The following is a 23751-nucleotide window of genomic DNA, read 5'->3' on the forward strand; positions in this document are numbered from 1 at the left end:
GCGGGGTTCCGGGCCGCTGATAGGCTTTGCCCGCGCTTTCTCGCACCGGGGTCCGTACCGTTCGGGTACGGACCCCGGTGCGTTCCGGGGCGCCAGATCAGGAAGGTGCCCCATGAACGCGAAGCCGCCGGCCTCCGGACCCTCCCGGGGTGAGACGTCACCGGAGACGGCCCCCCGGGCCGCGTCCTTCGACGCGTTCGGACTGCCGCCCGCGGTGGTGGAGACGTTGACCGGGCTCGGGGTGACGGAACCGTTCCCGATCCAGGCGGCGACGCTGCCCGACGCGCTGGCCGGTCGTGACGTCCTCGGCCGGGCGCGGACGGGGTCCGGCAAGACGCTGGCCTTCGGGCTCGCCCTGCTCGTGCGGACGGCGGGCCGGCGGGCGGAGGCGAAGCGGCCGCTCGCGCTGGTCCTGGTGCCGACCCGGGAACTCGCCCAGCAGGTGAGCGACGACCTGATGCCGTACGCCCGGGCACTGAACGTCCGGCTGGCGACGGTGGTCGGCGGGCTGTCGATCAACCGGCAGGTGGCGGAGTTGCGCGGCGGCGCCGACGTGGTCGTCGCGACGCCGGGGCGGCTGACCGACCTGGTGTCGCGCCGGGACTGCCATCTGAACCAGGTGCGGATCACGGTCCTCGACGAGGCGGACCAGATGTGCGACCTGGGATTTCTGCCGCAGGTCTCGGACATTCTGGAACAGGTCCCCGCCGACGGGCAGCGGCTTCTGTTCTCGGCCACGCTCGACCGCCAGGTCGAGGAACTGGTACGGACATATCTGAACGACCCGGTGCACGCCTCGGTCGACCCCGGGGCGGGCTCGGTGAGCACGATGGAGCACCACGTCCTGGTCGTCCACCCCGCCGACAAGTACGCCACGGCGACCGAGATCGCCGCCCGGGACGGCCGGGTGCTGATGTTCCTGGACACCAAGGCGGCCGTCGACCAGTTCACCCGCCATCTGCGGGCCAGCGGGGTGCGGGCGGGCGCCCTGCACAGCGGCAAGTCGCAGCCGCAGCGCACGCACACGCTCGCCCAGTTCGCGGAGGGTGCCCTCGCCGTGCTGGTGGCGACGAACGTCGCGGCCCGGGGCATTCACATCGACGCCCTGGACCTGGTCGTCAACGTCGATCCGCCGGCCGACGCCAAGGACTACCTGCATCGCGGTGGGCGCACGGCGCGGGCCGGGCAGTCCGGGACGGTGGTCACCCTGGTCACCTCGGCCCAGCGGCGCGACGTGAACCGGATGACGTCCGAGGCCGGTGTCCGCCCGACGGTCACCCCGGTGCGCTCCGGCGAGGCGAAGCTGACCGCGCTCACCGGTGCCAAGCGGCCGCCGAACGACACGAAGGCGGACAGCGGCAACGCGCCCTTCCGCGGCCTCGGCACCCGCCCGGGCCGTCCCGCCAAGGAGACCCGCAAGTCCGCCGACGCCCGCAAGGCGGCGGAGGCCCGCGCGGCGGCCCGGGTACGCAGGGGCCGCTGATCCCGGACGGGCCCCTGCCGCCGCGACATCACTCCCCCGCGGCCCCTCCCGTCTCTGCGGCCCTTCCCGTCCCCGCGGCCCCTCCCGTCTCTGTGGGCCCTTGCGTCCCTGCGGCCGCTCCCGCTTCCCTGGTGCCGCGTGGCAGCCACAGCAGCATCACGACCGCGCCGACGGCCAGTACGCCGGTGCCCGTCCGGAACGCCAGCGCGTAGCCCTCCGTCAGCGCCTGCGGCGTCCCGCGCTGTCCGGTGCGGGCCGCCGCGAGCGTCGACAGGACCGCGAGGCCAAGCGAACCGCCCATCGTGCGGGAGGTGTTGACCAGCCCCGACACCAGCCCGGCCTCGCCCGGCGCGGCCCCCGCCGTGGCCAGCGCGGCGAGCGGCGTCGCGGCCAGGCCCGCGCCCAGCATCATCAGGATGCCCGGGATCATGATCGTGGTGAGGTAGGGCCCGGTCGCGGTCATCGTGGACTGCCAGCCGAACCCGGCGGCCGCCACCAGGGTCCCGGCCACCGTCACGGTCCGCGCCCCCGCCCACCGCATGAGGCGTGGGGCGACCTTGGAGCCGACGACCACGGCCAGCGAACTGGGCACGAGCGCGAGACCGGCGTCCAGCGGCGAGTAGCCGAGCGCGTTCTGCGCGTACAGCGTCATGAAGAACCACATGGAGAACATCGCGGAGCCGCACAGGAACATCGACGCGTTCGCCGACGCCACCGCCCGTGCCCTGAGCAGACCGAGCGGCATCAGCGGAGCCGCCGTACGGGCCTGAACGGCGAAGAAGCAGCCGATCAGGGCGAGCCCGGCGAGCAGCGGTACCAGGGTGGCCGCCGCCGTCCAGCCCGCCGCCTCGGTCTGCGAGATGCCGTACGCGAGGGTGGCGAGCCCGCCCGTCACCAGCAGGGCGCCCGGCAGGTCGAGCCGCCGGCCGTCGCCCGCGCGGCTCTCGGCCAGCCACATCACCGAGCCGAGGAGAACCACCGCGCCCACCGGCACGTTGATCAGCAGCACCCAGCGCCACGACAGCGTCTCGACCAGCACGCCGCCGACGAGACCGCCGGCCGCGCCGCCGCCCGCGCCGACCGCCGTCCAGGTCGCTATGGCCCGGGCGCGGGCGGCGCCCTCCGGGACGGCGGAGGTGAGAATGGTCAGCGTCGAGGGTGCGAGCACCGCCGCGCCGAGGCCCTGCGCGGCCCGGGCCAGCAGCAACTGCCAGCCGTCCTGGGCGAGCCCGCCGACCAGCGACGCGGCCGTGAACAGGCCGAGGCCGACCAGGAACATCCGCTTACGGCCGTAGAGGTCACCGGCCCGGCCGCCGAGCAGCATGAAACCGGCGAACGCGATGGCATAGGCGTTGACCACCCACTGGAGCCCGTGCTCACTCAGGTGCAGGTCGGTCCGCATCGACGGCAGCGCCACGTTCACCACGGACACGTCGAGCACGACCAGGAACTGTCCGGCGCAGGCGAGCGCCACGACCAGCCAGGTGGGCGGGGAGGGGCGGCGGCGGGGCACACGGGTGACGTCAGTGGCTTCGAGCATGACTGTCATGCTCTCAACCGCCCGACGGTCCTTGCACCGGCATTTCGGCCTAGGTCCGGTCCTATGTCCGAAGTCGGGGTCCGAGGCCGGATAGGGGTACGGCTCCAGGTACGGATCGGCTCCGGGTCCGGACCATGCCGAAGCCCGGTCACCCGGCGCGCGCGTGGCGCCGGGTGACCGGGCTTCGGCGGGCGGGCTACCGGTCCGTCGGCCTGTCGCCCTGGTAGGAGCGGCGTGCCGCGTCGGCGGCCTTGTCGGTCTGGGCGTCGTACTTGTTGCCCGTCCGCTCGTCGACCATGCGCTCGGCGCGCGTCACGCCCTTGTCCGCCTGGTCGGGGTGGCCCTTCGCCATCTCCTTGGCCTTCTTCGCCATGTCGCCCAGCTTGCCCATGGGATACCTCCCGCAATGTCGCGTGCGTCGTGCCAGAGGTGCGGGTACCCAGCGCGTCCCACTCCTCACCTCGGAAACCGCACCGTCCCGGCCGATTGCCTGATCTATCGATTTTCGATAGCTTTATATCGCTGTTCGATAGATGGATCGATGGATCGATCTCGACGGAAGAGATGACGAGGAGACGACGGATGGGTAAGTCGGCGGTGCTGGCGCTGCGCGCCGTGATCGTGGCGTTGTTCGTGGCCTCGGTGTTCGTCCAGGCGGTGATGGTCCCGCTGCTCAACAGCGATCTGCGGGACCTCGACGCGGATCTGGCGTACCTCCGGGTGCCGGTCCTCGTCCTCACGCTGGCGGGGGTCGTGACGGTCGAGGTCGTGCTCGCCTGCGTGTGGCGGCTGGTGACGATGGTGCGGCGCGGCACGGTGTTCTCCGCCGGCGCCTTCCGTTACGTGCACCTCGTGATCGGGGCGTTCGTCGCCGCGTCCCTGGTGGTGTTCGGATTCGCGGTGCTCCTGGCGCCGGGAGAGGCGGTGGCCCCGGGTGTGGTCGGCCTGATCTGCCTGCTGGCCCTGGCCGTCTTCGGCGTGGCCCTGATCGTGCTGGTGCTGCGGACGCTGCTGGCCCAGGCGGTGGCGGTGGACGGGGAGGCCTCGCGGATGCGGGCCGAACTCGCCGAGGTCATCTGATGCCGATCGTGGTCGACATCGACGTGCTGCTCGCCAGGCGGAAGATGTCCGTCGGGGAACTCGCCGCCCGGGTCGGCATCACCCCGGCCAACGTCGCCGTACTGAAGAACGGCCGGGCGAAGGCGGTGCGGTTCGCGACGCTCGCCGCCCTGTGCGAGGTACTGGAGTGCCAGCCGGGGGACCTGCTGCGCTGGGAGGCCGAGGCCCCGCACCCGGCGGGCGACGCGCCCGCCGCCCGGACCCCCTGAACTCCGCCCGGCTCCCCGCGTTCTGCCAGGTCGCGCCGCGCTCGACCCGCGCCGTACTCCGCCCGCGCCGGACGCTGCCCTCGATACTGCCCGCCCGGCCCTTGCGGGCACGCGGCACCTTCCCGTAGTCGTGGGATGCCGTTGCCCTTCCGAACGAAGGGATGTCATGCGCATCCAGAGTCAGGATCGCTCCTCCGAGCGCGGTCCGGCCGCCGTGCCCGCCCGCCCCAAGCCCGCCGAGTCCGCGCTCCTGGCCCTGCAGCGATCGGCCGGCAACGCGGCCGTGTCCCGGGCGATCCAGCTCGCCCGGCACCAGCACGGCCCCGAGTGCCGTCCGGGGACGGCTCCCGGCCCCGAGCCGTCCGGCGAGGCCGCGGCGAGGCCGGGGCAGCCGGAGCGGTCCGAGGACACGCGGGCGTCCGTGCAGCGGTGCTCGTCCGCATCCGGCGGGCACCCGGTCATCCAGCGCTGCTGCGCGGAACACGACCTGGCCGAACCCGCCGTCCAGCGCCGCGTGTCGGCACCGGAACCGGACCGGCCGGGCGTCGCGCGCCAGTCATCGGTGTTCGACGCCAAGCGGTCGCCCGGCTCCCCGCTCGCGTCCCACATCCTGCAGCGGGCGCAGCAGGCGTACGGCGTGGACTTCAGCCATGTGCGGGTGCACTCCGACGCGGTCGCGCGGCAGTCCGCGCAGGAGTACGGGGCGCTCGCCTACACCTCGGGGTCGTCCATCGTCGTCAGCCGGGCCGCCGTCGACGACGAGACGATGTTCCACGAGGTCGACCACGTCCACCAGCAGATGCGCGGCCCGGTCGCGGGCACCGACGACGGCTCCGGTGCCAAGGTCTCCCACCGGGGCGACCCCTTCGAGGTCTCCGCCGCCGCCAACGGCCGCCGGCTCGCCCGCGGCGAGGCACCGCACCTGGGCCACCCGGCCGGCGGCGCGGCGGGCACCGCCGTGCAGCGGGCACCGGCCACCACACACGTGCAGCGGGCACCGGCCACCGCGCACGTGCAGCGGGCACCGGCCGGGACCAGCGCCCAGGGTGCGGGGACCACTTCCTGGGAGCGCAAGGCACAGAAGGTCGGCGACCTCGTCAAGGCGTGCACGTGCGAGCAGAACATGCGGCAGTGGGGCCGGGTCGCCCCGGAGGTGATGGTCCGCCACACCCGCAGCTACAAGAACCAGCGCGACGAGCAGAGCCTGCGGCATGCCGTGCGCCGGGTCTACCGTGCCGTCGCCTGGCTGGAGGAGCAGAACAAGCAGGAGGACAGCCGGCCGGCCATGGCGGCGGAGGGCGCCGCGGAGGCCGGGAAGGACAAGGTGCGCAAGACCGAGGACGAGATCCAGGGCATGCTCTTCAACGGGCGCCTGGCCTTCGCCTCGAACCTGAACCAGACCGTGCAGGCCCTGCACCGTCATCTCCTGGACGCGGCCGACGAGTCGTCCGACACGGAGGACGCGCCCGGCCAGGGGCTGGTGAACGTCCTCCTGAAGGACTTCGACGAGGAGGACGCGAGCGAGGCGGACGACGAGCGCGAGGAGCGGGCGGAAGGCTCGGTCGCGAGCGGCAAGCGCCCGGCGCCCGGCGGTGACCAGCAGGGCGGCAAGCGGCGCAAGACCGGCCGGGACCCGGCCGCGCCCCGGCTCGGTTCGAGCATCGGTCCCGACGAGAAGCGCAGGCGGGACCGCCGGGCCCGGCGGAAACTGGCCGAGGGCCTGATCCCCGCCCCGCGGGTGGAGAACCTCCCGGAGCTGCCGTCGCAGGACGAGATGTACAAGAGGGACAACGCCACCACGCGGGCGCTGCGGAACGTCAAGTGGGTCCGCAAGGTGGACATCTCCAACCAGGCGGCGACGGACCCGAAGTACCGCGCCTACCTGTCCGCGCTGCTCAGCAAATCCGAGGCGGACTACGACAAGTACGCGTTCCTGCTGCACAACGGCGGCAACGACGACGTGCTGCACGCCGAGCAGAAGCTGATGATGTTCATGCACAACGCCGGCGTGACGAAGGAGACCGAGCACGACCCGGTGCTCATCCGCGGCCTGAAGCGGCCGTGCAAGGCGTGCCTCGCCCTGCTGGACTACTTCCGTGACGAGCTGGGCATCAACGTGCGCTACAACCCCAACGGCGGGCACTTCTTCCAGAACGCCCTCGGCGCCATCGCCCAGAACTTCCCGGACGCCTTCGAGAAGAAGGGCGAGGGGGACAAGAACTGGTTCGCGCACAACATGACCGACCAGCGCCCCATGTACGCCTCCAGTGTCACCGGTGTCACTCCCGGCCCCGAGGCCCGGGAGGGCCACGCGGGCGGCATGCAGGAGCCGATGGAGCTGGAGGCGAACGGGGCGAAGCGGAACTATCCGACGAACGCCATGGTCGTCCCCACCCTGGACAGCGCGTCGTCGAGCGACGACGAGGGATACGACTCGGCCCTCTCGCTCTCCGGACTGGAGCAGGCCACCGGCGCGCTCTCGCTGCGGGGCCCCGCCGCCAAGGCCCGCCCCGCCCCGGCCGTCAACCGCGGCGCGCAGAAGGAACAGGCGGAGGCGCACTTCCTGGAGCAGGTGGCGCCGCTGCTGAGCGCGGCGATGACACCGCAGTTCCTCGCCGAGTGGCAGCGGCGGCCCGCGGCCGGCGGGGGCAAGTACGACGCCGTGTTCCCCGAGGCGTTGCGCACCGCGGTGGAGGGGGTGCTGGCCCAGAAGGCGAGCACCCAGAGCCGGGTCGCCGCCCATCTCAAGCTGTCCGCCGCCGCCCTGGGCAAGCAGCTCAAGAAGGAGGAGCCCAAGCAGGCGGGGCACATCAGGGGCCATCAGGACAAGGTGGACGCGCTCAAGGCGGCCATGGCGCCCGACTTCCGCGCCGAGTGGCAGCGGCACACGGAACAGGGGACGTACTGGACCCCCGCCTTCCCGGACGGCCTGCGGCGCCTGACGTACGAGACCATCGCGGACGGCATCTCCTGGACGTCGGTGGGCGAGTTCATGCGGATCAAACCGAACACGTTCGCGAACCGCTGGAAGGCCATGAAGAAGGAGTGGGGCGACCCCAAGGAGGACCGCGGCGAGGGCTCGGCCGGCGGCGGGTGAGCCGCCCGGCGGCACCGGGGGCGGGGGCGGCCCCGGGCCGCCCGGTTCACGGGCGGGGCGACGCGGCGCCCATCCCCCGGGCGACCCGGGCCGCCGTCTCGCGCAGCCAGATGTGGGCGGCGTCGTGGGTGTGCACCGGATGCCACCAGAGCGCCTCCCGCAGCGGTACCGCCTCGTACGGCGGCGCCAGCACGCGTACGTCGGCCAGGGGGGCGAGGAGCCGGGCGAGGCGGGCCTGCACCAGGGCGATGCGCCGGGTGCCCGCCACCAGCAGGGGCAGCAACTGGAAACTGTCCACGGAGACTTCGGCCCGCGGCTCGATGCCGAGCATGCCCAGTTGGCGTACGGCCGGGGCGTCGTAGGTGCGCTGGTAGGTGACCCACGGCAGGCGGGCGAGGTCGTCCCGGGTGAGGCGGTCGCCGACGTCGGGGTGGTCGTCGGCGACGAGGAAGACCCAGTGGTCGTCGTAGAGGTCGGTGGCCGGGAAGTCGCTGATGACGCCGTGCGGCATGAGCAGCCCGTCGGTGGTGCTCAGCAGGGTGGCGGTGTCGTCGACCACGCTGGTGGGGGTCTGGGTGAAGCGGAGCCGGATGCCGGGGGCCTCCTGGTGCAGGACCCGGGCGAGTGCGCTGCCGAAGACGGCGACGGCGTAGTCGGACGCGACCAGCTTGAACTCCCGGCTCTCCGCGGCCGGATCGAAGTCCGCCTGGCTGGCGAAGAGGCGTTCCAGCAGGTCGTACGCGGTGGAGGTGCGGTCCAGGAGGACCTGTCCGAGGGCGGTGAGTTCGTAGTGGCCGCCGACGCGGGCGAGCAGGTCGTCGTCGAAGTGCCGGCGCAGGCGGCCGAGGGCGGCGCTCATCGCGGGCTGGCTGAGACCGACGCGCTGCCCGGCGCGGGTGACGTTGCGTTCCTCCAGCAGGGCGCGCAGGGCGACGACGAGATTGAGGTCGAGACGGGCCAGATTCACAGCGGTTTTCCTCGCGGTACGGCGCTGAACAGCAGGAATAAACGGCGCGGATGCCGCTCATCCACAGAATCTATTTCCCTGATCGTGGGTGCCGGGTCCAGATTAGTCGGACCGCAATCAGGAGGACATGTTCGTGAAATCCGAAGCCGCGTCCGCACTCTTCGCCGGACCGTTCGCCCTCGCCACGCTCTCGGCGCAGGACGAGCCGGCCTTCCCCGCCCTGGTCACGGCCGACGGCCGGGTACTCGATCTCCGGGCCGCGTTCGGCGACGGGAACCTCACCGTGCGGGACGTGCTGGTGGACTGGGACAGCGCCGCGGCGCGTCTGAAGGCGCTGGCCGAGGGGATCGACGGCCGGGAGACGAGGCCGCTGGCCCGGTTCCGGGTGCACGCGCCGGTCGAGCCGCGCCAGGTGTTCCAGTCCGGCGCCAACTACCGGCAGCACGTCATCGATCTGCACGTCGCGCACCGTGCCCCCGACGACGACCGGCCGGAGGAGGAGCGGCGCGCCGAGGCCGCGGAGATCATGGACCGGCGGGCCGCCGAGGACCTGCCGTACGTGTTCATCGGTCTGCCGAGCGCGATCACCGGGCCGTACGACGACGTGGTGCTGCCCGCGTGGGCCGCGCAGCCCGACTGGGAACTGGAGCTGGCGGTCGTGATCGGCCGGCCCGCCTACCGGGTCACCGCCGAGGAGGCCCTGCGGCACGTCGCGGGGTACACCATCGCCAACGACCTGACCGACCGGGCGACGGTCTTCCGCCGGGACATGCCGCAGATCGGCACCGACTGGCTGCGCAGCAAGAACGCGCCCGGGTTCACTCCGCTCGGCCCGTGGATCGTGCCCGCCGGCTCCGTCGCCGACCCGGGTGACCTGCGGGTGACGCTGAAGCTCAACGGCGAGACCATGCAGGACGAGTCCACCGGGGACATGATCTTCGACGTGGCCCGGGTGGTCTCCTACGCCTCGCAGAGCGCCCGCCTGCTCCCCGGCGACCTCGTGCTCACCGGCTCCCCGGCCGGCAACGGCATGCACTGGGGCCGGCTGCTGCGCGACGGCGACGTGCTGGAGGGCTCGGTCACCGGGCTCGGCGTCCAGCGCACCCGCTGTGTGGCGGAGGACGCCTCGTGACCCGGGACCGTCACTCTCCCGGAGGCGCGCTGGACCCCGCCGACCCGGAGGGATCGATCGCCCGGACCGCCGAGGCGTACTCCAACTGGGGCCGCTGGGGCGAGGACGACGTGCTGGGCACCCTCAACTTCCTCGACGAGGCCAAGCGCCGCGAGGGCGCCGCGCTGATCCGGCGGGGCGTGAGCTTCTCCCTGTCGCAGCGTTTCGACATCGACGGCCCGCAGAAGGGCTGGCGGCGGCGGACCAACCCGGTGCACACCATGCTGGACACCGGTACCGACGCCGCCCTCGGCAACCAGGGCCTGCCGCACGGCATCGGCGGCGCCGACGACGTGATCGCCATGCCGTTGCAGTGCTCCACCCAGTGGGACGGGCTCGGGCACATCTTCGACCACGGCAAGGCGTGGAACGGACGGCCCGCCGAGCAGGTCGTCACCTCCGACGGCGACCTGGTCACCGGCATCGAGCACATGGCCGCGCACCTCGCCGGCCGCGGTGTCCTGCTGGACGTCGGCCGGGCGATCGGCACGGACGGGGAACTCCCCGACGGCTTCGCGGTCACCGAGGAGCACCTGACGGCCACCGCAGAGGCGCAGGGCGTCAGCGTGGGCCGCGGCGACCTCGTCCTGGTCCGCACCGGACAGCTCACCCGGGTCCGCCGGGAGGGCTGGGGCGACTACGCGGGCGGCGCCGCCCCGGGCCTGTCGTTCACCACGGCCGGCTGGCTGCACCGCAGCGAGATCGCCGCGATCGCCACCGACACCTGGGGCTTCGAGGTGCGGCCCAACGAGTTCGCGCACGCCTTCCAGCCGCTCCACCAGGTCGCCATCCCCCACCTCGGCCTGACCATCGGCGAGATGTGGGACCTCGACGCCCTCGCCGGGGACTGCGCGGCCGACGGCGCGTACGCGTTCTGGCTGACCGCCGCGCCGCTGCCGATCACCGGCGCGGTCGGCTCCCCCGTCAACCCGATCGCCGTGAAGTAACCCCTCGCCGTGAAGTAGCCCCTCGCCGTGAAGCGGTCCGAGGAACGAAGGAGTTCCCCATGAGCACAGCCCGTACGGTCCTGGTGATCGGCGGTGGCGCGGCCGGCAGCACCGTCACCGTCCTGTTGCGCCGGGCCGGCCTCGACGTGGAGCTGATCGAGGCCAAGGACGACTGGAACGCCACCGCCGGCTCCGGCATCACCCTCCAGGGCAACGCCCTGCGCGTCCTGCGCGAACTGGGCGTCTGGGAGCGGGTGGCGGCGTCCGGCTACGGTTTCGGCTCGGTCGGTATCACCGCCCCCGACGGTACCGTCCTGCACGTCCAGGACGACCTGCGCACCGGCGGCGACGACCTGCCCGCCACCGTGGGCATGCAGCGCCCCCAGCTCCAGCGGATCCTCATCGAGGCCGTCCGCGCCAGTGGCGCGACCGTGCGCCTGGGCACCACCGCCGAGATCGCCGGCCAGGACGACGACGGTGTCACCGTCCGCTTCTCCGACGGCTCCGCGGGCCGCTACGACCTGGTCGTCGCCGCCGACGGCCTCGGTTCCGCCACCCGCGCGGCGATCGGTGTCACCGCCCGGCCCGAACCGACCGGCATGGCCATCTGGCGCGTCGCCGCCCCGCGCCCGGCGGGCGTCACCCGCACCGACCTGGCCTACGGCGGCCCCGCCTACATCGCCGGCTACTGCCCCACCAGCGAGACCACGCTGTACGCGTACGTCGTCGAGGCCAACCGCGACCGCGCCGCCATCCCGCCCGCGTCGTACGCACAGGAGATGCGCCGCCTCACCCAGAGCTACGGGGGCTTCTGGCCGGAGATCACCGAGCACATCACCGATCGGGCGAGGGTCAACTACACCTGGTTCGACCGCATGCTGGTGGAGGGCTCCTGGCATCGCGGCCGGATCGTCCTCGTCGGTGACGCCGCCCACTGCTGTCCGCCCACCCTCGCGCAGGGCGCCGCCCTGTCGATGGAGGACGCCTGGGTGCTCGCCCAGATGCTGACCGGCGCCGGCACCTGGGACGACGCGCTCTTCCAGGCGTACCACGAGCGGCGGATCACCCGCGTCCGCCCGGTCGTGGAGGCGTCCGTGCGGATCGGGCAATGGCAGCTCGACGGGGTGCGCGACGCCGACGTGCCCGGCCTGATGGCCCGCACCATGACCATGCTCCGGGAGCTGCCGTGACCGTGCCCGCCCCCACCGTCGACGTGCACGCCCACGTCCTGCTGCCCGAGATCGAGGCGCTGGTGGCGGGGGAGCCGGGGCTCGCCGAGGCACGGGCGCTGGACGCCCGCCGCAACGGCCCCGCCGCCCTCGCCGTCAGCGGGCCCATGGTCCGGGCGCGCTTCGCGCGCCTGACCGACGTGGCCGCGCGCCTGGCCGCGATGGACGCCCAGGGGGTGGATGTCCAACTGGTCAGCCCCTCCCCCTCGCACTACCACTACTGGGCCGGCGAGGAGACCGCGGAGAAGGTGTACCGGCTGGCGGGCGAGGCGACGGCCGCGCACTGCGCGGCCGCCCCGGACCGGCTGCGCGGGCTGGGCCTGGTCCCGCTCCAGCACCCGGCGCTCGCGGTCGAGGCGCTCGACCACGCGCTCGCGCAGGGCCTGCTCGGCGTGGAGATCTCCAGCCACGCACCCGGCCGCGAACTCTCCGACCCGGCCTACGAACCCCTGTGGACCCGGGCCGAGCGGAGCGGCGCGCTCCTCTTCCTGCACCCCTTCGGCTGCACCCTCGACGAGCGCCTGGACCGCTGGTACCTGTCCAACAGCGTCGGACAGCCCACCGAGAACGCGGTCGCCCTGTCGCATCTGATCTTCTCCGGGGTGCTGGACCGGCACCCCGGCCTGAAGCTGATCGCCGCGCACGGCGGCGGTTACCTCCCCACCCACATCGGCCGCTCCGACCACGCCTGGTCCGCCCGCGCGGACGCCGGCGAAGGCTGCGCGCACCCGCCCAGCAGCTATCTGAAACGGCTGTACTTCGACTCGCTCGTACACGATCCGCACGTGCTGCGCGAGCTGGTCCGGGTCGCCGGGGCCGACCGGGTGCTGCTCGGTTCGGACTTCCCCTTCGACATGGGCACCGAGGACCCCCTCGCGGCCCTGCGCGCCGCGCACCTGCCCGACGCCGACTTCCACGCCGTACGGGGCGGCAACGCCGCCGCCCTCCTCCGGAAGGACTGACCTCATGCGCCTGCTCACCCATCTGCGCCACGTCGACCTGGCGGTGCCCGACTACGACAAGCAGCTCGACTTCTACTCCGGTGTCTGGGGCCTGACCAAGGTCGCCGAGGACTCCGGCATCTCCTTCCTGGCCGCCGAGGGCTCCCCGGAGAACTACGTCGTCCGGCTGCGCAGGGCCGAGGAGAAGCGGCTCGACCTCGTCTCCTACGGCGCGGCGGACCCGGCCGCCGTGGACACCCTCGCCGAACGGCTCCTGGCCGGCGGGGTGGAGCTGATCACCCGGCCGGGGAAGGTCGACACCCCCGGCGGCGGCTACGGCTTCCGGTTCTTCGACGTGGACGGCCGCACCGTCGAGGTCTCCGCGGAGGTCGAGGTACGCCTCCACCGCAAGATCGAGGAGAAGGAGGCCATCCCGGTCAAGCTCTCCCACGTCGTCCTCAACTCCCCCGACCTGAACCGGACCCGGCAGTGGTACGAGCGCCACCTCGGTTTCGCCCTGTCGGACACGCTGTCCTCGCCGCACATGGGCGAGGTCATGCACTTCATGCGGATCAGCAGCCAGCACCACTCGATGGCCATCGCCCAGGGCCCGCACACCGCGCTGCACCACGTCTCGTTCGAGATGCGCGGCATCGACGAGTACATGCGCGGCTCCGGCCGGGTGATGCGCGCGGGCGCCCGGAAGATCTGGGGGCCGGGCCGGCACCTGGCGGGTGACAACACCTTCACCTACTTCCTCGACCCGCACGGCAACACCGTGGAGTACACCACCGAGCTGGAGTGCCTGGACGAGGACACCTGGCACCCGCACGTGTACGACTTCTCCCGGCCCGAGGTCACCGACCAGTGGGGCACCGCCAACGCCATGAACGAACTGGTCGCCAAGGAGTCCTTCAACGACCCCGACCGCGGCGTCTTCGTCGCCCCGCCGGTCTGATCCGCCACCGATCCCGGGGGCGCGGCGGCCCGGCCGCCGCCCCAGGGCCTGTCGTCACCCGGCCCGCCGCGCCCCCGGACCCCTGAGCCAGGAGCCGCACATGCGCTTCGCCGCCTACGCACACCGTCACCGGACCGGCCTCGCGGTCGTCGACGACGCGGGAGTGCTCTTCCCGGTCCCCGGCGTCCGTTCCCTGACCGACGTCCTCGCCTCCGGCGGGGGGCTCCCGGCCCTGCTCGACGCCGGCGCCGCCGCCCTCGACGCACCCCCCGGTCCGCACGTCAGCGAGGTCCGCCTGCTGCCGCCGCTGCGGCCGGCCTCCGTACGGGACTTCGTCACCTTCGAGGAGCACGTCGAGGGGGTGCGCCGTTCGGTCGAGGGGACCGGCGGCGTCCCCGAGCAGTGGTACGCCGCCCCGACCTTCTACTTCACCAACCCGCACGCGATCCTCGGCCCCGGCGAGGACGTGCCCGTACCGCCCGGGTCGGCCGCGCTGGACTTCGAACTGGAGGTGGGCGCCGTGATCGGCCGGGAGGGCCGGGACCTCACGCCCGAGCAGGCCCGCGACCACATCGTCGGCTACACCGTCTTCAACGACTGGTCCGCCCGCGACCTGCAGTCCGCCGAGATGAAGGTGGGCCTCGGACCCTGCAAGGGCAAGGACACCGCCACCAGCCTCGGCCCCTGCCTGGTCACCGCCGACGAACTGGAACCGCACCGGGACGCGGACGGTTTCCTGCGCCTGGCGCTGACCGCCGAGATCAACGGCGAGAATGTCGGCGAGGACCTGCTGTCCCACATGAGCTGGACCTTCGAGGAGATGACCGCCTACGCCTCCCGCGGCACCCGCGTCGTCCCCGGCGACGTCCTCGGCTCCGGCACCTGCGGCAACGGCGGCTGCCTCGCCGAACTGTGGGGCCGGCGCGGCGAGCAGTCCCCGCCGCCGCTGAAGCCCGGCGACACCGTCGCCCTCACCGTCGCGGGCATCGGCACCCTCACCAACACCGTCGTCGCCGGCGTCGAACCCGTACCCCTGCCGGCCGGCCGGCGCCGCGGCCGGGAGCGGCCGTGAGCGGCCCGCGGACCGGGCGGCTTGCGGGCAAGGTCGTCGTGGTCACCGGCGCGGCCCGCGGCCAGGGCGCCGCCGAGGCCGCGGCGCTCACCCGCGAGGGCGCGCGCGTCATCGTTCATCACCGGCGCCGAGATCCCCGTGGACAGCGGGCTGACCGCGCACGGCGGCGTCAAGTCGGTCTCGGACGCGCTGGCCGGCCCGGTCGTTCCCGGCGCCACCCCCGGAAAGGAGACCCGCACGTGAACAAGGTCCGCGGCAGCGCCGCCGAGGCGGTCGCCGACATCCCCGACGGCGCCACGCTCGCCGTCGGCGGCTTCGGCCTCAGCGGCGTGCCCGAAGTCCTGGTCCGCGCCCTGTACGCGCAGGGCGCGAGCGGCCTGGAGGTCGTCTCCAACAACTGCGGCGTCGACGGCCGCGGCCTCGGTGTCCTCCTCGCCGCCGGCCGGATCGCCCGCGTCACCGGCTCCTACGTCGGTGAGAACAAGGAGTTCGCCCAGCAGTACCTCAGCGGTGAACTGGAGGTGGAGCTGACCCCGCAGGGCACGCTCGCCGAACGGCTGCGCGCGGGCGGCGCGGGCATCCCCGCCTTCTACACCCCGGCGGGCGTCGGCACCCAGGTCGCCACCGGCGGCCTGCCCTGGCGGTACGCCGCCGACGGCACGGTCGCCCTCGCCTCCCCGCCCAAGGAGACCCGTGACTTCGCGGGCCGCCCGCACGTCCTGGAGCACGGGATCACCACCGACTTCGCCCTGGTCCGGGCCTGGCGCGGCGACCGGCACGGCAACCTGGTCTTCCGGCACGCCGCCGCCAACTTCAACCCCCTCGCGGCGATGGCCGGCCGCGTCACCGTCGCCGAGGTGGAGGAACTCGTCGAACCGGGCGGCCTGCGCCCCAACGAGGTCCACCTGCCGGGCGTCTACGTCCAGCGGATCGTGGCGCTCAGCCCCCGGGAGGCCGCCGACAAGCACATCGAACGCCGTACGGCTTCTGCCTCTTCGACCCGAGGGACGGTACGTTCCTGATGCCCTGGACCCGCGACCGGATGGCCGCCCGCGCCGCCGCCGTCCTCGGCGCCATGCAGGTCTCCCGGGCCGGTGACCTCGCCAACTGGATGATCCCGGGCAAGATGGTCAAGGGCATGGGCGGTGCGATGGACCTCGTCCACGGCGCGCGCCGGGTCCTGGTGCTCATGGAGCACACCGCCAAGGACGGCAGCCCCAAGATCCTCGACGAGTGCGCGCTCCCCCTCACCGGCGAGACGTGCGTCCACCGGATCATCACCGACCTCGGCGTCCTCGACGTGACGGACGACGGCCTCGCCCTCGTGGAGACGGCCCCGGGCGTCACGGTGGAGGAGGTCGTGGCCCGCACCGGCACGCCCCTGCGCCTGGAGGGCGGCCTCAGGTTCTAGGCCACCGCGTCCTGCCCGGGTCGGGGCCGGAACCGTGTGCGGTGGAGCTGGGCGTAGCGGCCGTCGGCGGCGAGGAGTTCGTCGTGGGTGCCGCGCTCCACGATGTGCCCGGCCTCCACCACCAGGATCTCGTCGGCGGCGCGGACCGTGGAGAGCCGGTGGGCGATGATCACGGCGGTCCGGCCGGCCAGGGCCTCGGCCAGCGCCTCCTGGACGGCCGCCTCCGAGGTGTTGTCGAGGTGCGCGGTGGCCTCGTCGAGGATGACCACGCGCTGGCGGGCCAGGAGCAGCCTGGCGAGGGTCATCCGCTGGCGTTCGCCGCCGGAGAGGCGGTAGCCGCGCTCGCCGACCACCGTGTCCAGGCCGTCGGGCAGGGAGCGGACGAGAGCGTCGAGGCGGGTGCGGCGCAGCGCGTCCCACAGGTCGGTGTCGTCGGCCCCGGGCCGGGCCAGCAGGAGGTTGGCGCGGACCGTGTCGTGGAAGAGGTGCCCGTCCTGGGTGACCATGCCGACGGTGTCCCGCAGCGAGGCGGCGCTCAGGTCGCGGACGTCGACGCCGCCGACGCGCACGCTGCCCGAGTCGACGTCGTACAGGCGCGGCAGCAGCCCGGCGACGGTGGACTTGCCCGCGCCGGAGGAGCCGACGAGCGCGATCGTGCGGCCCGGCTCGGCGCGGAAGGAGAGGCCGTGCAGGACCTCGGCGCCGCCGCGGGTGTCCAGCGCGGCGACCTCCTCCAGGGAGGCGAGGGAGACCTTGTCGGCGGACGGGTAGCCGAAGCGGACGTTCTCGAACTCGACGGCGACCGGCCCGTCGGGGACCGGGCGGGCGTCGGGCTTCTCCTCGATCAGCGGCTTCAGGTCGAGCACCTCGAAGACCCGTTCGAAGCTGACGAGGGCGCTCATCACCTCCACGCGCGCCCCGGCGAGCGCGGTGAGCGGCGCGTACATGCGGGTCAGCAGCAGGGCCAGCGCGACGACGGCGCCCGCGTCCAGGGTGCCGCGCAGCGCGAAGTAGCCGCCGAGTCCGTAGACCAGGGCGAGGGCGAGCGCGGAGACCAGGGTGAGCGCGGTGATGAACGCGGCCTGGGCGGTGGCGGTACGCACCCCGATGTCGGCGACCCGGCGGGCGCGTTCGGCGAACTGGGCCGACTCCTCCTCGGGGCGGCCGAAGAGTTTGACCAGGGTGGCGCCGGGCGCGGAGAAGCGTTCGGTCATCCGGGTGCCCATGGCCGCGTTCAGGCCGGCCGCCTCGCGCTGCATACGGGCCATGCGACGGCCCATGCGGCGGGCGGGGACGACGAAGACCGGCAGCAGCGCCAGCGCGAGCAGGGTGATCTGCCAGGAGAGGGTGAACATGACGGCGAGGGTGAGGACCAGGGTGACCAGGTTGCTGACCACTCCGGAGAGGGTGTTGCTGAAGGCGCGCTGGGCACCGATGACGTCGTTGTTGAGCCGCGAGACGAGCGCTCCGGTACGGGTGCGGGTGAAGAACGCGACCGGCATCCGCTGCACATGGTCGAAGACGGCCGTCCGCAGATCGAGGATGAGTCCCTCCCCGAGGAGCGACGACAGCCGCCGGGAGACGATCCCGAGCGCCGCCTCCGCGACGGCGATCGCCGCGATCAGCAGGGCGAGGCGGACGACGGTGCGCTCGTCGCCGTCCGACACGATCGCCTCGACGACCCCGCCGGCGAGCAGCGGGGTGGCGACCGCGAGCAGCGCGGTCGCCACCCCGAGCAGGACGAAGCAGGCGATGCGCCGGCGGTGCGGGCGCGCGAAGGCGCCGATGCGTCTGAGGGTGGCGCGGGCGAAGGGACGGCGGTCCTGCTCGGCGTTGAGGACGCTGTGCAGTTGGGTCCAGGCGGTGGTCTCCATACTCATGACCAGGACGGTAGGACCTCGACCAATCTTGAGGTCAAGAGTCGGTCGCCGCGCGACCGTTAAGGTGCCGTCCCCGTTTCCGCCATCCGCGGTTGGCGGGGGCCGGGAAGGCTTCCCGGACGTGACAGCGGTACGACTCCCCGATGCCCAGGCCGCCCCCGCACGACGGCTTCCCCGTCGCGTCCCGGTCCGCCAGATCCTCTGCCTGGTCCCGCTCGCCCTCGTCGCCGCGGTGGCGGTACGGCAGTGGCCGGTGCTGGCCGAGGGGTTCGGCCACCTCACCGGCGCCCGCTGGCCGTGGCTGCTCGCGGCGGCCGGTGCCACCTGTCTGACCTGGGTGGCCGCCGCCTGCACCCGGCAGGGCACGGTGGTCGAACGCCTGCCCGGCCGGCGGCTGCTCGCCACTCAGTTCGCGGCGGGCGCGGCCAACCACCTGCTGCCCGGCGGGCTGGGCGCGGGCGCGGTCAACCTGCGGTTCCTGACGGTGTGCGGGCTGCCGCTCGCCCGCTCCTCGGCCGCGCTCGCGCTCTACCTGCTGGCGGAGAGCGTCGGCCGGCTGGTCCTGCTGGGGGCGCTGCTGATCGCGTTCCCCGGCGCGCTGCGGCTGGGCGCGCTGCTGCCCGCGGGTCTCCTCGGGCCGCTGCTGCTGACCGCCGCCGCGGCGGTGGCCGTGGCGGCGGCTCTGCTGACGCTGGTCCGTCCGGTGCGCCGGGCCGTGGTCTCCTTCCTGCGCACCGCGCTGGGCGAGGCCCGTTCGGTGCACGCCCGGCCGGCGCGGGCGCTGGCGCTGTGGGGCGGCTCGCTGGCCTTCCCCGCGCTCCAGGCCGCCGGGCTGGTGCTGGTCGGGCGGGCCCTGGGCCTGCCGGTGCCGGCCGCGCACGTGGCGCTGGCGTATCTGGCGGCGACGGCCGCCGTCGCGCTGGTGCCGACGCCGGGCGGCCTGGGCTCGGTGGAGGCCGCGCTGATCGTCGCGCTGGTCGCGGCGGGCGGCCCGGCGGCCCTGGCCACGGCGGTGGTACTGGCCTACCGGATCATCACCGTCTGGCTGCCGATGCTCCCGGGGGCGCTGACCCTGGGGGCGCTGGTGCGGCTGAAGGTCATCTGAGGCGGCGACGGTGGCGCGGGGGGCCGAAGCGCCACCACCGCCTCCCGTCCGGTACGGGCCGCGGGCCGCGATGCGGCAGGATGAGCGGTCGCGCCGTTCGAACGGCCCTGCCCCGCGGCGCGATCGCACATCCCGGAGACCGAACAGGTGACGACGTGACGAGACTTCGCAGCCGGCCCCCGGCGGGCATCCCCGCCGCCGCTGTCCGCCCCGGAGGTGACCGGTGACCGGCGACCTCACCGTGGACGACCTGGTGCCGGCCGGTATCGCCCTGGCCGCCGGCCTGCTGGGCGCCTTCCTGCTGCGCGCGCTGCTGCGCTGGCTGGCGGGCCACGCGGACCGCACCCGCTGGGGCGGGGACGACGTGATCGTGGCCGCGCTGCGCACGGTGGCTCCCTGGGGGGTGTTCTCGGCCGGCACGGCGGCCGCCGCGGCGGCGCTGCCGCTGACCCGCACGGTCCAGCACAATGTGAACCAGGTGCTGACCGTTCTCATGATCTTCGTGGTCACGGTGTCGGCGGCCCGGGTCGTCGCCGGGCTGGTCCGGACGGTGACGGCGTCCCGCTCGGGGGTCGCCGGATCAGCCACGATCTTCGTCAACATCACCCGCGTGCTGGTGCTGGCCCTCGGCTTCCTGGTGGTGCTGCAGACGCTGGGCATCTCGATAGCCCCGATGCTCACCGCCCTCGGCGTGGGCGGTCTGGCGGTCGCCCTGGCCCTCCAGGACACCCTCGCCAACCTCTTCGCCGGCGTCCACATCCTCGCCTCCAAGACCGTGCAGCCCGGTGACTACATCCGGCTCAGCAGCGGCGAGGAGGGTTACGTGGAGGACATCAACTGGCGGCAGACCACCGTGCGCGAGCTGTCCAACAACCTGGTGGTGATCCCCAACGGGCAGCTCGCCAAGTCGAACATGACCAACTTCATGCGGCCCGAGCAGGAGCTGACCATCCTGGTCCAGGCGGGCGTCGCCTACGACAGTGACCTGGACGAGGTGGAGCGGGTGACGGCCGAGGTCGTCACCGAGATCATGACCGAGATCACCGGTGCCGTCCCGGAGCACGAGCCGGCCGTCCGCTTCCACACCTTCGGCGACTCACGGATCGGCTTCACGGTGATCCTCGGCGTCGGCGAGTTCAGCGACCAGTACCGGATCAAGCACGAGTTCATCAAGCGCCTGCACCGGCGCTACCGCGAGGAGGGCATCCGCATCCCGGCGCCCGCCCGCACGGTCGCCCTCCAGCAGGGCGCGGTGGTGTTCCCGCGGCAGCGCGCGGCCGACGGCGTCCCGCACACGCTGCACGACTGAGGACGCGGGGGTCCGCCGCGCGGGGTCCGCCGCGCCGGCGTCCGCCGTTTCGCCGAACTCCGCGGCGTACCGCTGTCGAGCCGGGGCCGGTCACGAGATATCTTGATGTCGAGCAATGTTGCAGACGTGGAGCGGAGCACCGGTGACTGACTCGACCATCATCTATACGCACACTGACGAGGCCCCGGCCCTGGCAACGTATTCCTTCCTGCCGGTGGTCCGGGCGTATGCCGCGCAGGCGGGTGTCCCGGTGGAGACCCGGGACATCTCGCTGGCCGGACGCCTCATCGCCGTGTTCCCGGAGTACCTCACCGAGGACCAGCGCATCCCGGACGCCCTCGCCGAGCTGGGCGAGCTGGCCAAGACCCCCGCGGCCAACATCATCAAGCTGCCGAACATCTCGGCGTCGATCCCGCAGCTCAAGGCCGCCGTCACCGAGCTGCGGGAGCAGGGCTACGCGCTGCCCGCCTACCCGGACGACCCGAAGACCGACGAGGAGCGCGACATCCGCGCCCGCTACGACAAGGTCAAGGGCTCCGCGGTCAACCCGGTCCTGCGCGAGGGCAACTCCGACCGCCGCGCCCCGGCCTCGGTGAAGAACTACGCCAAGAACCACCCGCACCGCATGGGCGCCTGGACCGGCGAGTCCAAGACCAATGTGGCGACGATGGGCGAGAACGACTTCCGCTCCACCGAGAAGTCCGCGGTGATCGCCGAGGACGGCACCCTGCGCATCGAGCTGGTCGGTGACGACGGCACGACCACCGTGCTGCGCGAGTCCGTCCCCGTGCAGAAGGACGAGGTCGTCGACGCCTCCGTGCTGCGCGTCGCCGCGCTGCGCGAGTTCCTCACCGCGCAGGTCGCCCGCGCCAAGGCCGAGGGCATCCTGTACTCGGTGCACCTGAAGGCGACCATGATGAAGGTCTCCGACCCGATCATCTTCGGCCACGTGGTCCGCGCCTTCTTCCCGAAGACCTTCGCGCGCCACGGCGACACGCTCGCCCAGGCCGGCCTCACTCCGAACGACGGTCTGGGCGGCATCCACAAGGGCCTGGAGTCCCTGCCCGAGGGGGCCGAGATCAAGGCGTCCTTCGACGCCGAGCTGGCCGAGGGCCCGGAGCTGGCCATGGTCGACTCCGACAAGGGCATCACCAACCTGCACGTCCCCTCGGACGTCATCATCGACGCCTCGATGCCGGCCATGATCCGCACCTCCGGCCACATGTGGGGCGCGGACGGCCAGGAGCACGACGCCCTCGCCGTCATCCCGGACTCCTCCTACGCCGGCGTGTACCAGGCCGTCCTCGACGACTGCCGCGCCCACGGCGCCTACGACCCCTCCACCATGGGCTCGGTCCCGAACGTCGGCCTCATGGCGCAGAAGGCCGAGGAGTACGGCAGCCACGACAAGACCTTCGAGATCCCCGCCACGGGCACCGTCCGCCTCGTCGACCAGGCCGGCACCACCGTCCTGGAGCAGGCCGTCTCCGCCGGTGACATCTTCCGCGCCTGCCAGACCAAGGACGCCCCGGTCCGCGACTGGGTCAAGCTGGCCGTCACCCGCGCCCGCGCCACCGGCGACCCGGCGGTCTTCTGGCTGGACGAGGGCCGCGCCCACGACGCCCACCTGATCGCCAAGGTGAAGGCGTACCTGCCGGAGCACGACACCGAGGGCCTGGACATTCGAATCCTCTCCCCCGTCGAGGCGACGAAGCTGTCGGTGGAGCGCATCCGCCGCGGTGAGAACACCATCTCCGTCACCGGCAACGTGCTGCGCGACTACCTGACCGACCTCTTCCCCATCCTGGAGCTGGGCACCAGCGCCAAGATGCTGTCGGTGGTCCCGCTGATGGCGGGCGGCGGCCTGTTCGAGACCGGCGCCGGCGGCTCCGCGCCCAAGCACGTGCAGCAGCTCGTCAAGGAGAACTACCTGCGCTGGGACTCGCTCGGCGAGTTCTTCGCCCTGGTGCCCGCCCTGGAGCAGTTCGCCGAGACCACCGGCAACACCCGCGCCAAGGTCCTCGCCGACACCCTCGACCGCGCGACGGCGACCTTCCTCAACGAGGACAAGTCCCCGACCCGCCGCGTCGGCGGCATCGACAACCGCGGCAGCCACTTCTACCTGTCCCAGTACTGGGCCCAGGAGCTGGCGCGGCAGACCGACGACGCGGAGCTGGCCAAGGTCTTCGCCCCGTTCGCCGAGAAGCTCACCGCCGACGAGGCGAAGATCGTCGAGGAGCTGAACGCCGTCCAGGGCAAGCCCGCCGAGATCGGCGGCTACTACCAGCCCGACCCGGCCAAGGCGGCCGAGGTCATGCGTCCGTCCACGACCTGGAACGAGGCGCTGGCCTCGCTCGTCTGATCCGTACGACCCGCCGGGCACCCCGTCTCCGTTCCGCCGGAGGCGGGGTGTCCCGCTGTGGACCCCGCGACGAACCGTCCAGGAGAGGCCCGTGCCCGACGACGCCCCGCGCTCCTTCTCGCTGCTGCCCGGCGCCGCGCACTCCCCCGTGATCCTGCACGTCCCGCACGCCGCGCGGGAGATACCGGCCGGCGTCCGGGCCGGCCTCGCGCTGGACGACCCGGGCCTGGAGCGGGAGCTGGACCACCTCACCGACGCGCACACGGACGCTCTCGCCGAGGCGGCGGCCGGGCTGGCCGGGGTGACGCCCTGGCGGTTCGTGAACCGGCTCTCCCGGCTGGTGGTCGACCCCGAGCGGTTCCCGGACGACCGGGAGGAGATGGCGGCGGTCGGGATGGGCGCGGTGTACACCCGGACCTCGCACGGGGAGGTGCTGCGGCCCGCGGGCACCGACCCCGAGCCGCTGCTCGCACGGTACTTCCGGCCGTACGCGCGGGCGATGACCGAGGCGGTCGCGGACCGGCTCGCCGCCACCGGGCAGGCGGTGATCGTGGACGTCCACTCCTACCCCGCCCTCCCGCTGCCCTACGAACTGCACGGCACCGGCCCGCGCCCCGCGGTCTGCCTGGGCACGGACGCCTTCCACACCCCGCCGGAGCTGCTCGCCGCGGCCCGGGAGGCGTTCGCCGGGTGCGGGGGGACCGGCCTCGACAGCCCGTTCTCCGGCGCGTACGTGCCGCTGGACTTCCACGGCCGGCGGGCGGAGGTCGGCGCGCTGATGGTGGAGATCCGCAGGGACACGTACCTGACCTGGCCGGGCGGCCCGGCCGGGCCCGGTCCCGGGCGACTGGCCCGGGCGCTCGCGGCGCTCGTGGACGCCGTGCACGGCGGGGCCGCCGGCCCGGCGGCCTGACCACCGGCCGGCGCACTTCCGCGCGACAGCGGGGCGCG

The 23751-nt window shown here is 73.2% G+C and carries 19 protein-coding genes and 1 pseudogene; 16 read left to right on the forward strand and 4 right to left on the reverse strand.

All coding sequences use genetic code 11. The features are described from left to right. The first annotated feature begins 112 nt into the window (after window positions 1–112). Window positions 113–1483, forward strand: coding sequence for a DEAD/DEAH box helicase (locus ABEB00_RS22265; RefSeq protein WP_345621786.1), 1371 nt, complete (start codon window positions 113–115; stop codon window positions 1481–1483). 28 nt (window positions 1484–1511) lie between these two features. Here the strand turns inward: ABEB00_RS22265 and ABEB00_RS22270 are convergent, their stop codons facing one another. Both ABEB00_RS22270 and ABEB00_RS22275 read right to left on the reverse strand, forming a co-directional pair. Then, window positions 1512–3032, reverse strand: coding sequence for an MFS transporter (locus ABEB00_RS22270; RefSeq protein ID WP_345621788.1), 1521 nt, complete (start codon window positions 3030–3032; stop codon window positions 1512–1514). A 187-nt stretch (window positions 3033–3219) separates the two neighbouring features. After that, a complete protein-coding gene (locus tag ABEB00_RS22275) occupies window positions 3220–3414 on the reverse strand; it encodes an antitoxin (RefSeq protein WP_345621790.1) in 195 nt (64 codons plus the stop codon). Between the two features lie 191 nt (window positions 3415–3605). On the opposite strand from ABEB00_RS22275, the gene ABEB00_RS22280 reads away from it, so the two are divergent. The 3 genes from ABEB00_RS22280 (at window position 3606) to ABEB00_RS22290 (ending at window position 7448) form a co-directional block, all read left to right on the forward strand. Next, window positions 3606–4103 carry a DUF2975 domain-containing protein gene (locus tag ABEB00_RS22280; RefSeq protein WP_345621791.1) on the forward strand — a complete coding sequence of 166 codons (498 nt, stop codon included), beginning with the start codon at window positions 3606–3608 and terminating at the stop codon, window positions 4101–4103. Further along, window positions 4103–4351, forward strand: coding sequence for a helix-turn-helix domain-containing protein (locus ABEB00_RS22285; RefSeq protein ID WP_345621792.1), 249 nt, complete (start codon window positions 4103–4105; stop codon window positions 4349–4351). Before ABEB00_RS22280 ends, ABEB00_RS22285 begins: the two co-directional genes overlap by 1 nt. A gap of 166 nt (window positions 4352–4517) precedes the next feature. Then, the gene (locus tag ABEB00_RS22290; RefSeq protein ID WP_345621793.1) at window positions 4518–7448 is read left to right on the forward strand and encodes an eCIS core domain-containing protein; all 2931 of its coding nucleotides are present in this window, start codon (window positions 4518–4520) and stop codon (window positions 7446–7448) included. Between the two features lie 46 nt (window positions 7449–7494). On the opposite strand, the gene ABEB00_RS22295 is transcribed toward ABEB00_RS22290, so the two are convergent. After that, the gene (locus ABEB00_RS22295; protein WP_345621794.1) at window positions 7495–8415 is read right to left on the reverse strand and encodes a LysR family transcriptional regulator; all 921 of its coding nucleotides are present in this window, start codon (window positions 8413–8415) and stop codon (window positions 7495–7497) included. Between the two features lie 127 nt (window positions 8416–8542). On the opposite strand from ABEB00_RS22295, the gene ABEB00_RS22300 reads away from it, so the two are divergent. From ABEB00_RS22300 to ABEB00_RS22335, 8 genes and pseudogenes are all read left to right on the forward strand, one after another. After that, on the forward strand, window positions 8543–9547 hold the full coding sequence (locus ABEB00_RS22300; protein ID WP_345621796.1) for a fumarylacetoacetate hydrolase family protein: 1005 nt from the start codon (window positions 8543–8545) through the stop codon (window positions 9545–9547). A 29-nt stretch (window positions 9548–9576) separates the two neighbouring features. Further along, window positions 9577–10533 (forward strand): cyclase family protein, encoded by a 957-nt coding sequence (locus ABEB00_RS22305; RefSeq protein ID WP_345621812.1) that lies wholly within the window; start codon window positions 9577–9579, stop codon window positions 10531–10533. Window positions 10534–10592: 59 nt separating this feature from the next. Continuing rightward, window positions 10593–11723, forward strand: coding sequence for an FAD-dependent oxidoreductase (locus ABEB00_RS22310; protein ID WP_345621797.1), 1131 nt, complete (start codon window positions 10593–10595; stop codon window positions 11721–11723). Between the two features lie 2 nt (window positions 11724–11725). Next, window positions 11726–12724, forward strand: coding sequence for an amidohydrolase family protein (locus tag ABEB00_RS22315; protein WP_345621814.1), 999 nt, complete (start codon window positions 11726–11728; stop codon window positions 12722–12724). Window positions 12725–12728: 4 nt separating this feature from the next. Further along, window positions 12729–13661, forward strand: coding sequence for a VOC family protein (locus tag ABEB00_RS22320; RefSeq protein WP_345621798.1), 933 nt, complete (start codon window positions 12729–12731; stop codon window positions 13659–13661). A gap of 100 nt (window positions 13662–13761) precedes the next feature. Next, complete coding sequence (locus ABEB00_RS22325) at window positions 13762–14733, forward strand: fumarylacetoacetate hydrolase family protein (protein WP_345621799.1); 972 nt, start codon at window positions 13762–13764, stop codon at window positions 14731–14733. Window positions 14734–14972: 239 nt separating this feature from the next. Further along, complete coding sequence (locus ABEB00_RS22330; RefSeq protein ID WP_345621800.1) at window positions 14973–15755, forward strand: CoA transferase subunit A; 783 nt, start codon at window positions 14973–14975, stop codon at window positions 15753–15755. 38 nt (window positions 15756–15793) lie between these two features. After that, a pseudogene (locus tag ABEB00_RS22335) lies at window positions 15794–16144 on the forward strand (CoA-transferase); the annotation flags it as partial. Here ABEB00_RS22335 and ABEB00_RS22340 read toward each other — a convergent pair. Next, a complete protein-coding gene (locus ABEB00_RS22340; protein ID WP_345621815.1) occupies window positions 16141–18018 on the reverse strand; it encodes an ABC transporter ATP-binding protein in 1878 nt (625 codons plus the stop codon). The pseudogene ABEB00_RS22335 and the gene ABEB00_RS22340 overlap by 4 nt on opposite strands. A gap of 127 nt (window positions 18019–18145) precedes the next feature. Between ABEB00_RS22340 and ABEB00_RS22345 the strand changes: the two genes are divergently transcribed. The 4 genes from ABEB00_RS22345 to ABEB00_RS22360 all read left to right on the forward strand — a co-directional run bounded on the left by ABEB00_RS22345 (window position 18146) and on the right by ABEB00_RS22360 (window position 23713). Continuing rightward, window positions 18146–19129, forward strand: a complete 984-nt coding sequence (locus ABEB00_RS22345; protein WP_345621801.1) for a lysylphosphatidylglycerol synthase transmembrane domain-containing protein — start codon at window positions 18146–18148, stop codon at window positions 19127–19129. A 223-nt stretch (window positions 19130–19352) separates the two neighbouring features. Continuing rightward, entirely contained in the window at window positions 19353–20438 is a 1086-nt protein-coding gene (locus tag ABEB00_RS22350) for a mechanosensitive ion channel family protein (protein ID WP_345621802.1), read from the forward strand. A 142-nt stretch (window positions 20439–20580) separates the two neighbouring features. Further along, the gene (locus ABEB00_RS22355) at window positions 20581–22800 is read left to right on the forward strand and encodes an NADP-dependent isocitrate dehydrogenase (protein ID WP_345621803.1); all 2220 of its coding nucleotides are present in this window, start codon (window positions 20581–20583) and stop codon (window positions 22798–22800) included. A gap of 91 nt (window positions 22801–22891) precedes the next feature. Next, a complete protein-coding gene (locus tag ABEB00_RS22360; RefSeq protein WP_345621805.1) occupies window positions 22892–23713 on the forward strand; it encodes an N-formylglutamate amidohydrolase in 822 nt (273 codons plus the stop codon). The last annotated feature ends 38 nt before the right edge of the window (window positions 23714–23751 follow it).

It is taken from the genome of Streptomyces ziwulingensis (genome assembly GCF_039542605.1).
In the GTDB taxonomy this organism is placed as follows: Bacteria; Actinomycetota; Actinomycetes; order Streptomycetales; family Streptomycetaceae; genus Streptomyces; species Streptomyces ziwulingensis.

Coding starts and splice junctions, on each gene's coding strand:
- ABEB00_RS22290 (WP_345621793.1), top strand. CDS start 4,518: ATGCGCATCCAGAGTCAGGATCGCTCCTCCGAGCGCGGTCCGGCCGCC.
- ABEB00_RS22340 (WP_345621815.1), bottom strand. CDS start 18,018: ATGGAGACCACCGCCTGGACCCAACTGCACAGCGTCCTCAACGCCGAG.
- ABEB00_RS22270 (WP_345621788.1), bottom strand. CDS start 3,032: ATGACAGTCATGCTCGAAGCCACTGACGTCACCCGTGTGCCCCGCCGC.
- ABEB00_RS22285 (WP_345621792.1), top strand. CDS start 4,103: ATGCCGATCGTGGTCGACATCGACGTGCTGCTCGCCAGGCGGAAGATG.
- ABEB00_RS22265 (WP_345621786.1), top strand. CDS start 113: ATGAACGCGAAGCCGCCGGCCTCCGGACCCTCCCGGGGTGAGACGTCA.
- ABEB00_RS22325 (WP_345621799.1), top strand. CDS start 13,762: ATGCGCTTCGCCGCCTACGCACACCGTCACCGGACCGGCCTCGCGGTC.
- ABEB00_RS22320 (WP_345621798.1), top strand. CDS start 12,729: ATGCGCCTGCTCACCCATCTGCGCCACGTCGACCTGGCGGTGCCCGAC.
- ABEB00_RS22275 (WP_345621790.1), bottom strand. CDS start 3,414: ATGGGCAAGCTGGGCGACATGGCGAAGAAGGCCAAGGAGATGGCGAAG.
- ABEB00_RS22310 (WP_345621797.1), top strand. CDS start 10,593: ATGAGCACAGCCCGTACGGTCCTGGTGATCGGCGGTGGCGCGGCCGGC.
- ABEB00_RS22300 (WP_345621796.1), top strand. CDS start 8,543: ATGTTCGTGAAATCCGAAGCCGCGTCCGCACTCTTCGCCGGACCGTTC.
- ABEB00_RS22280 (WP_345621791.1), top strand. CDS start 3,606: ATGGGTAAGTCGGCGGTGCTGGCGCTGCGCGCCGTGATCGTGGCGTTG.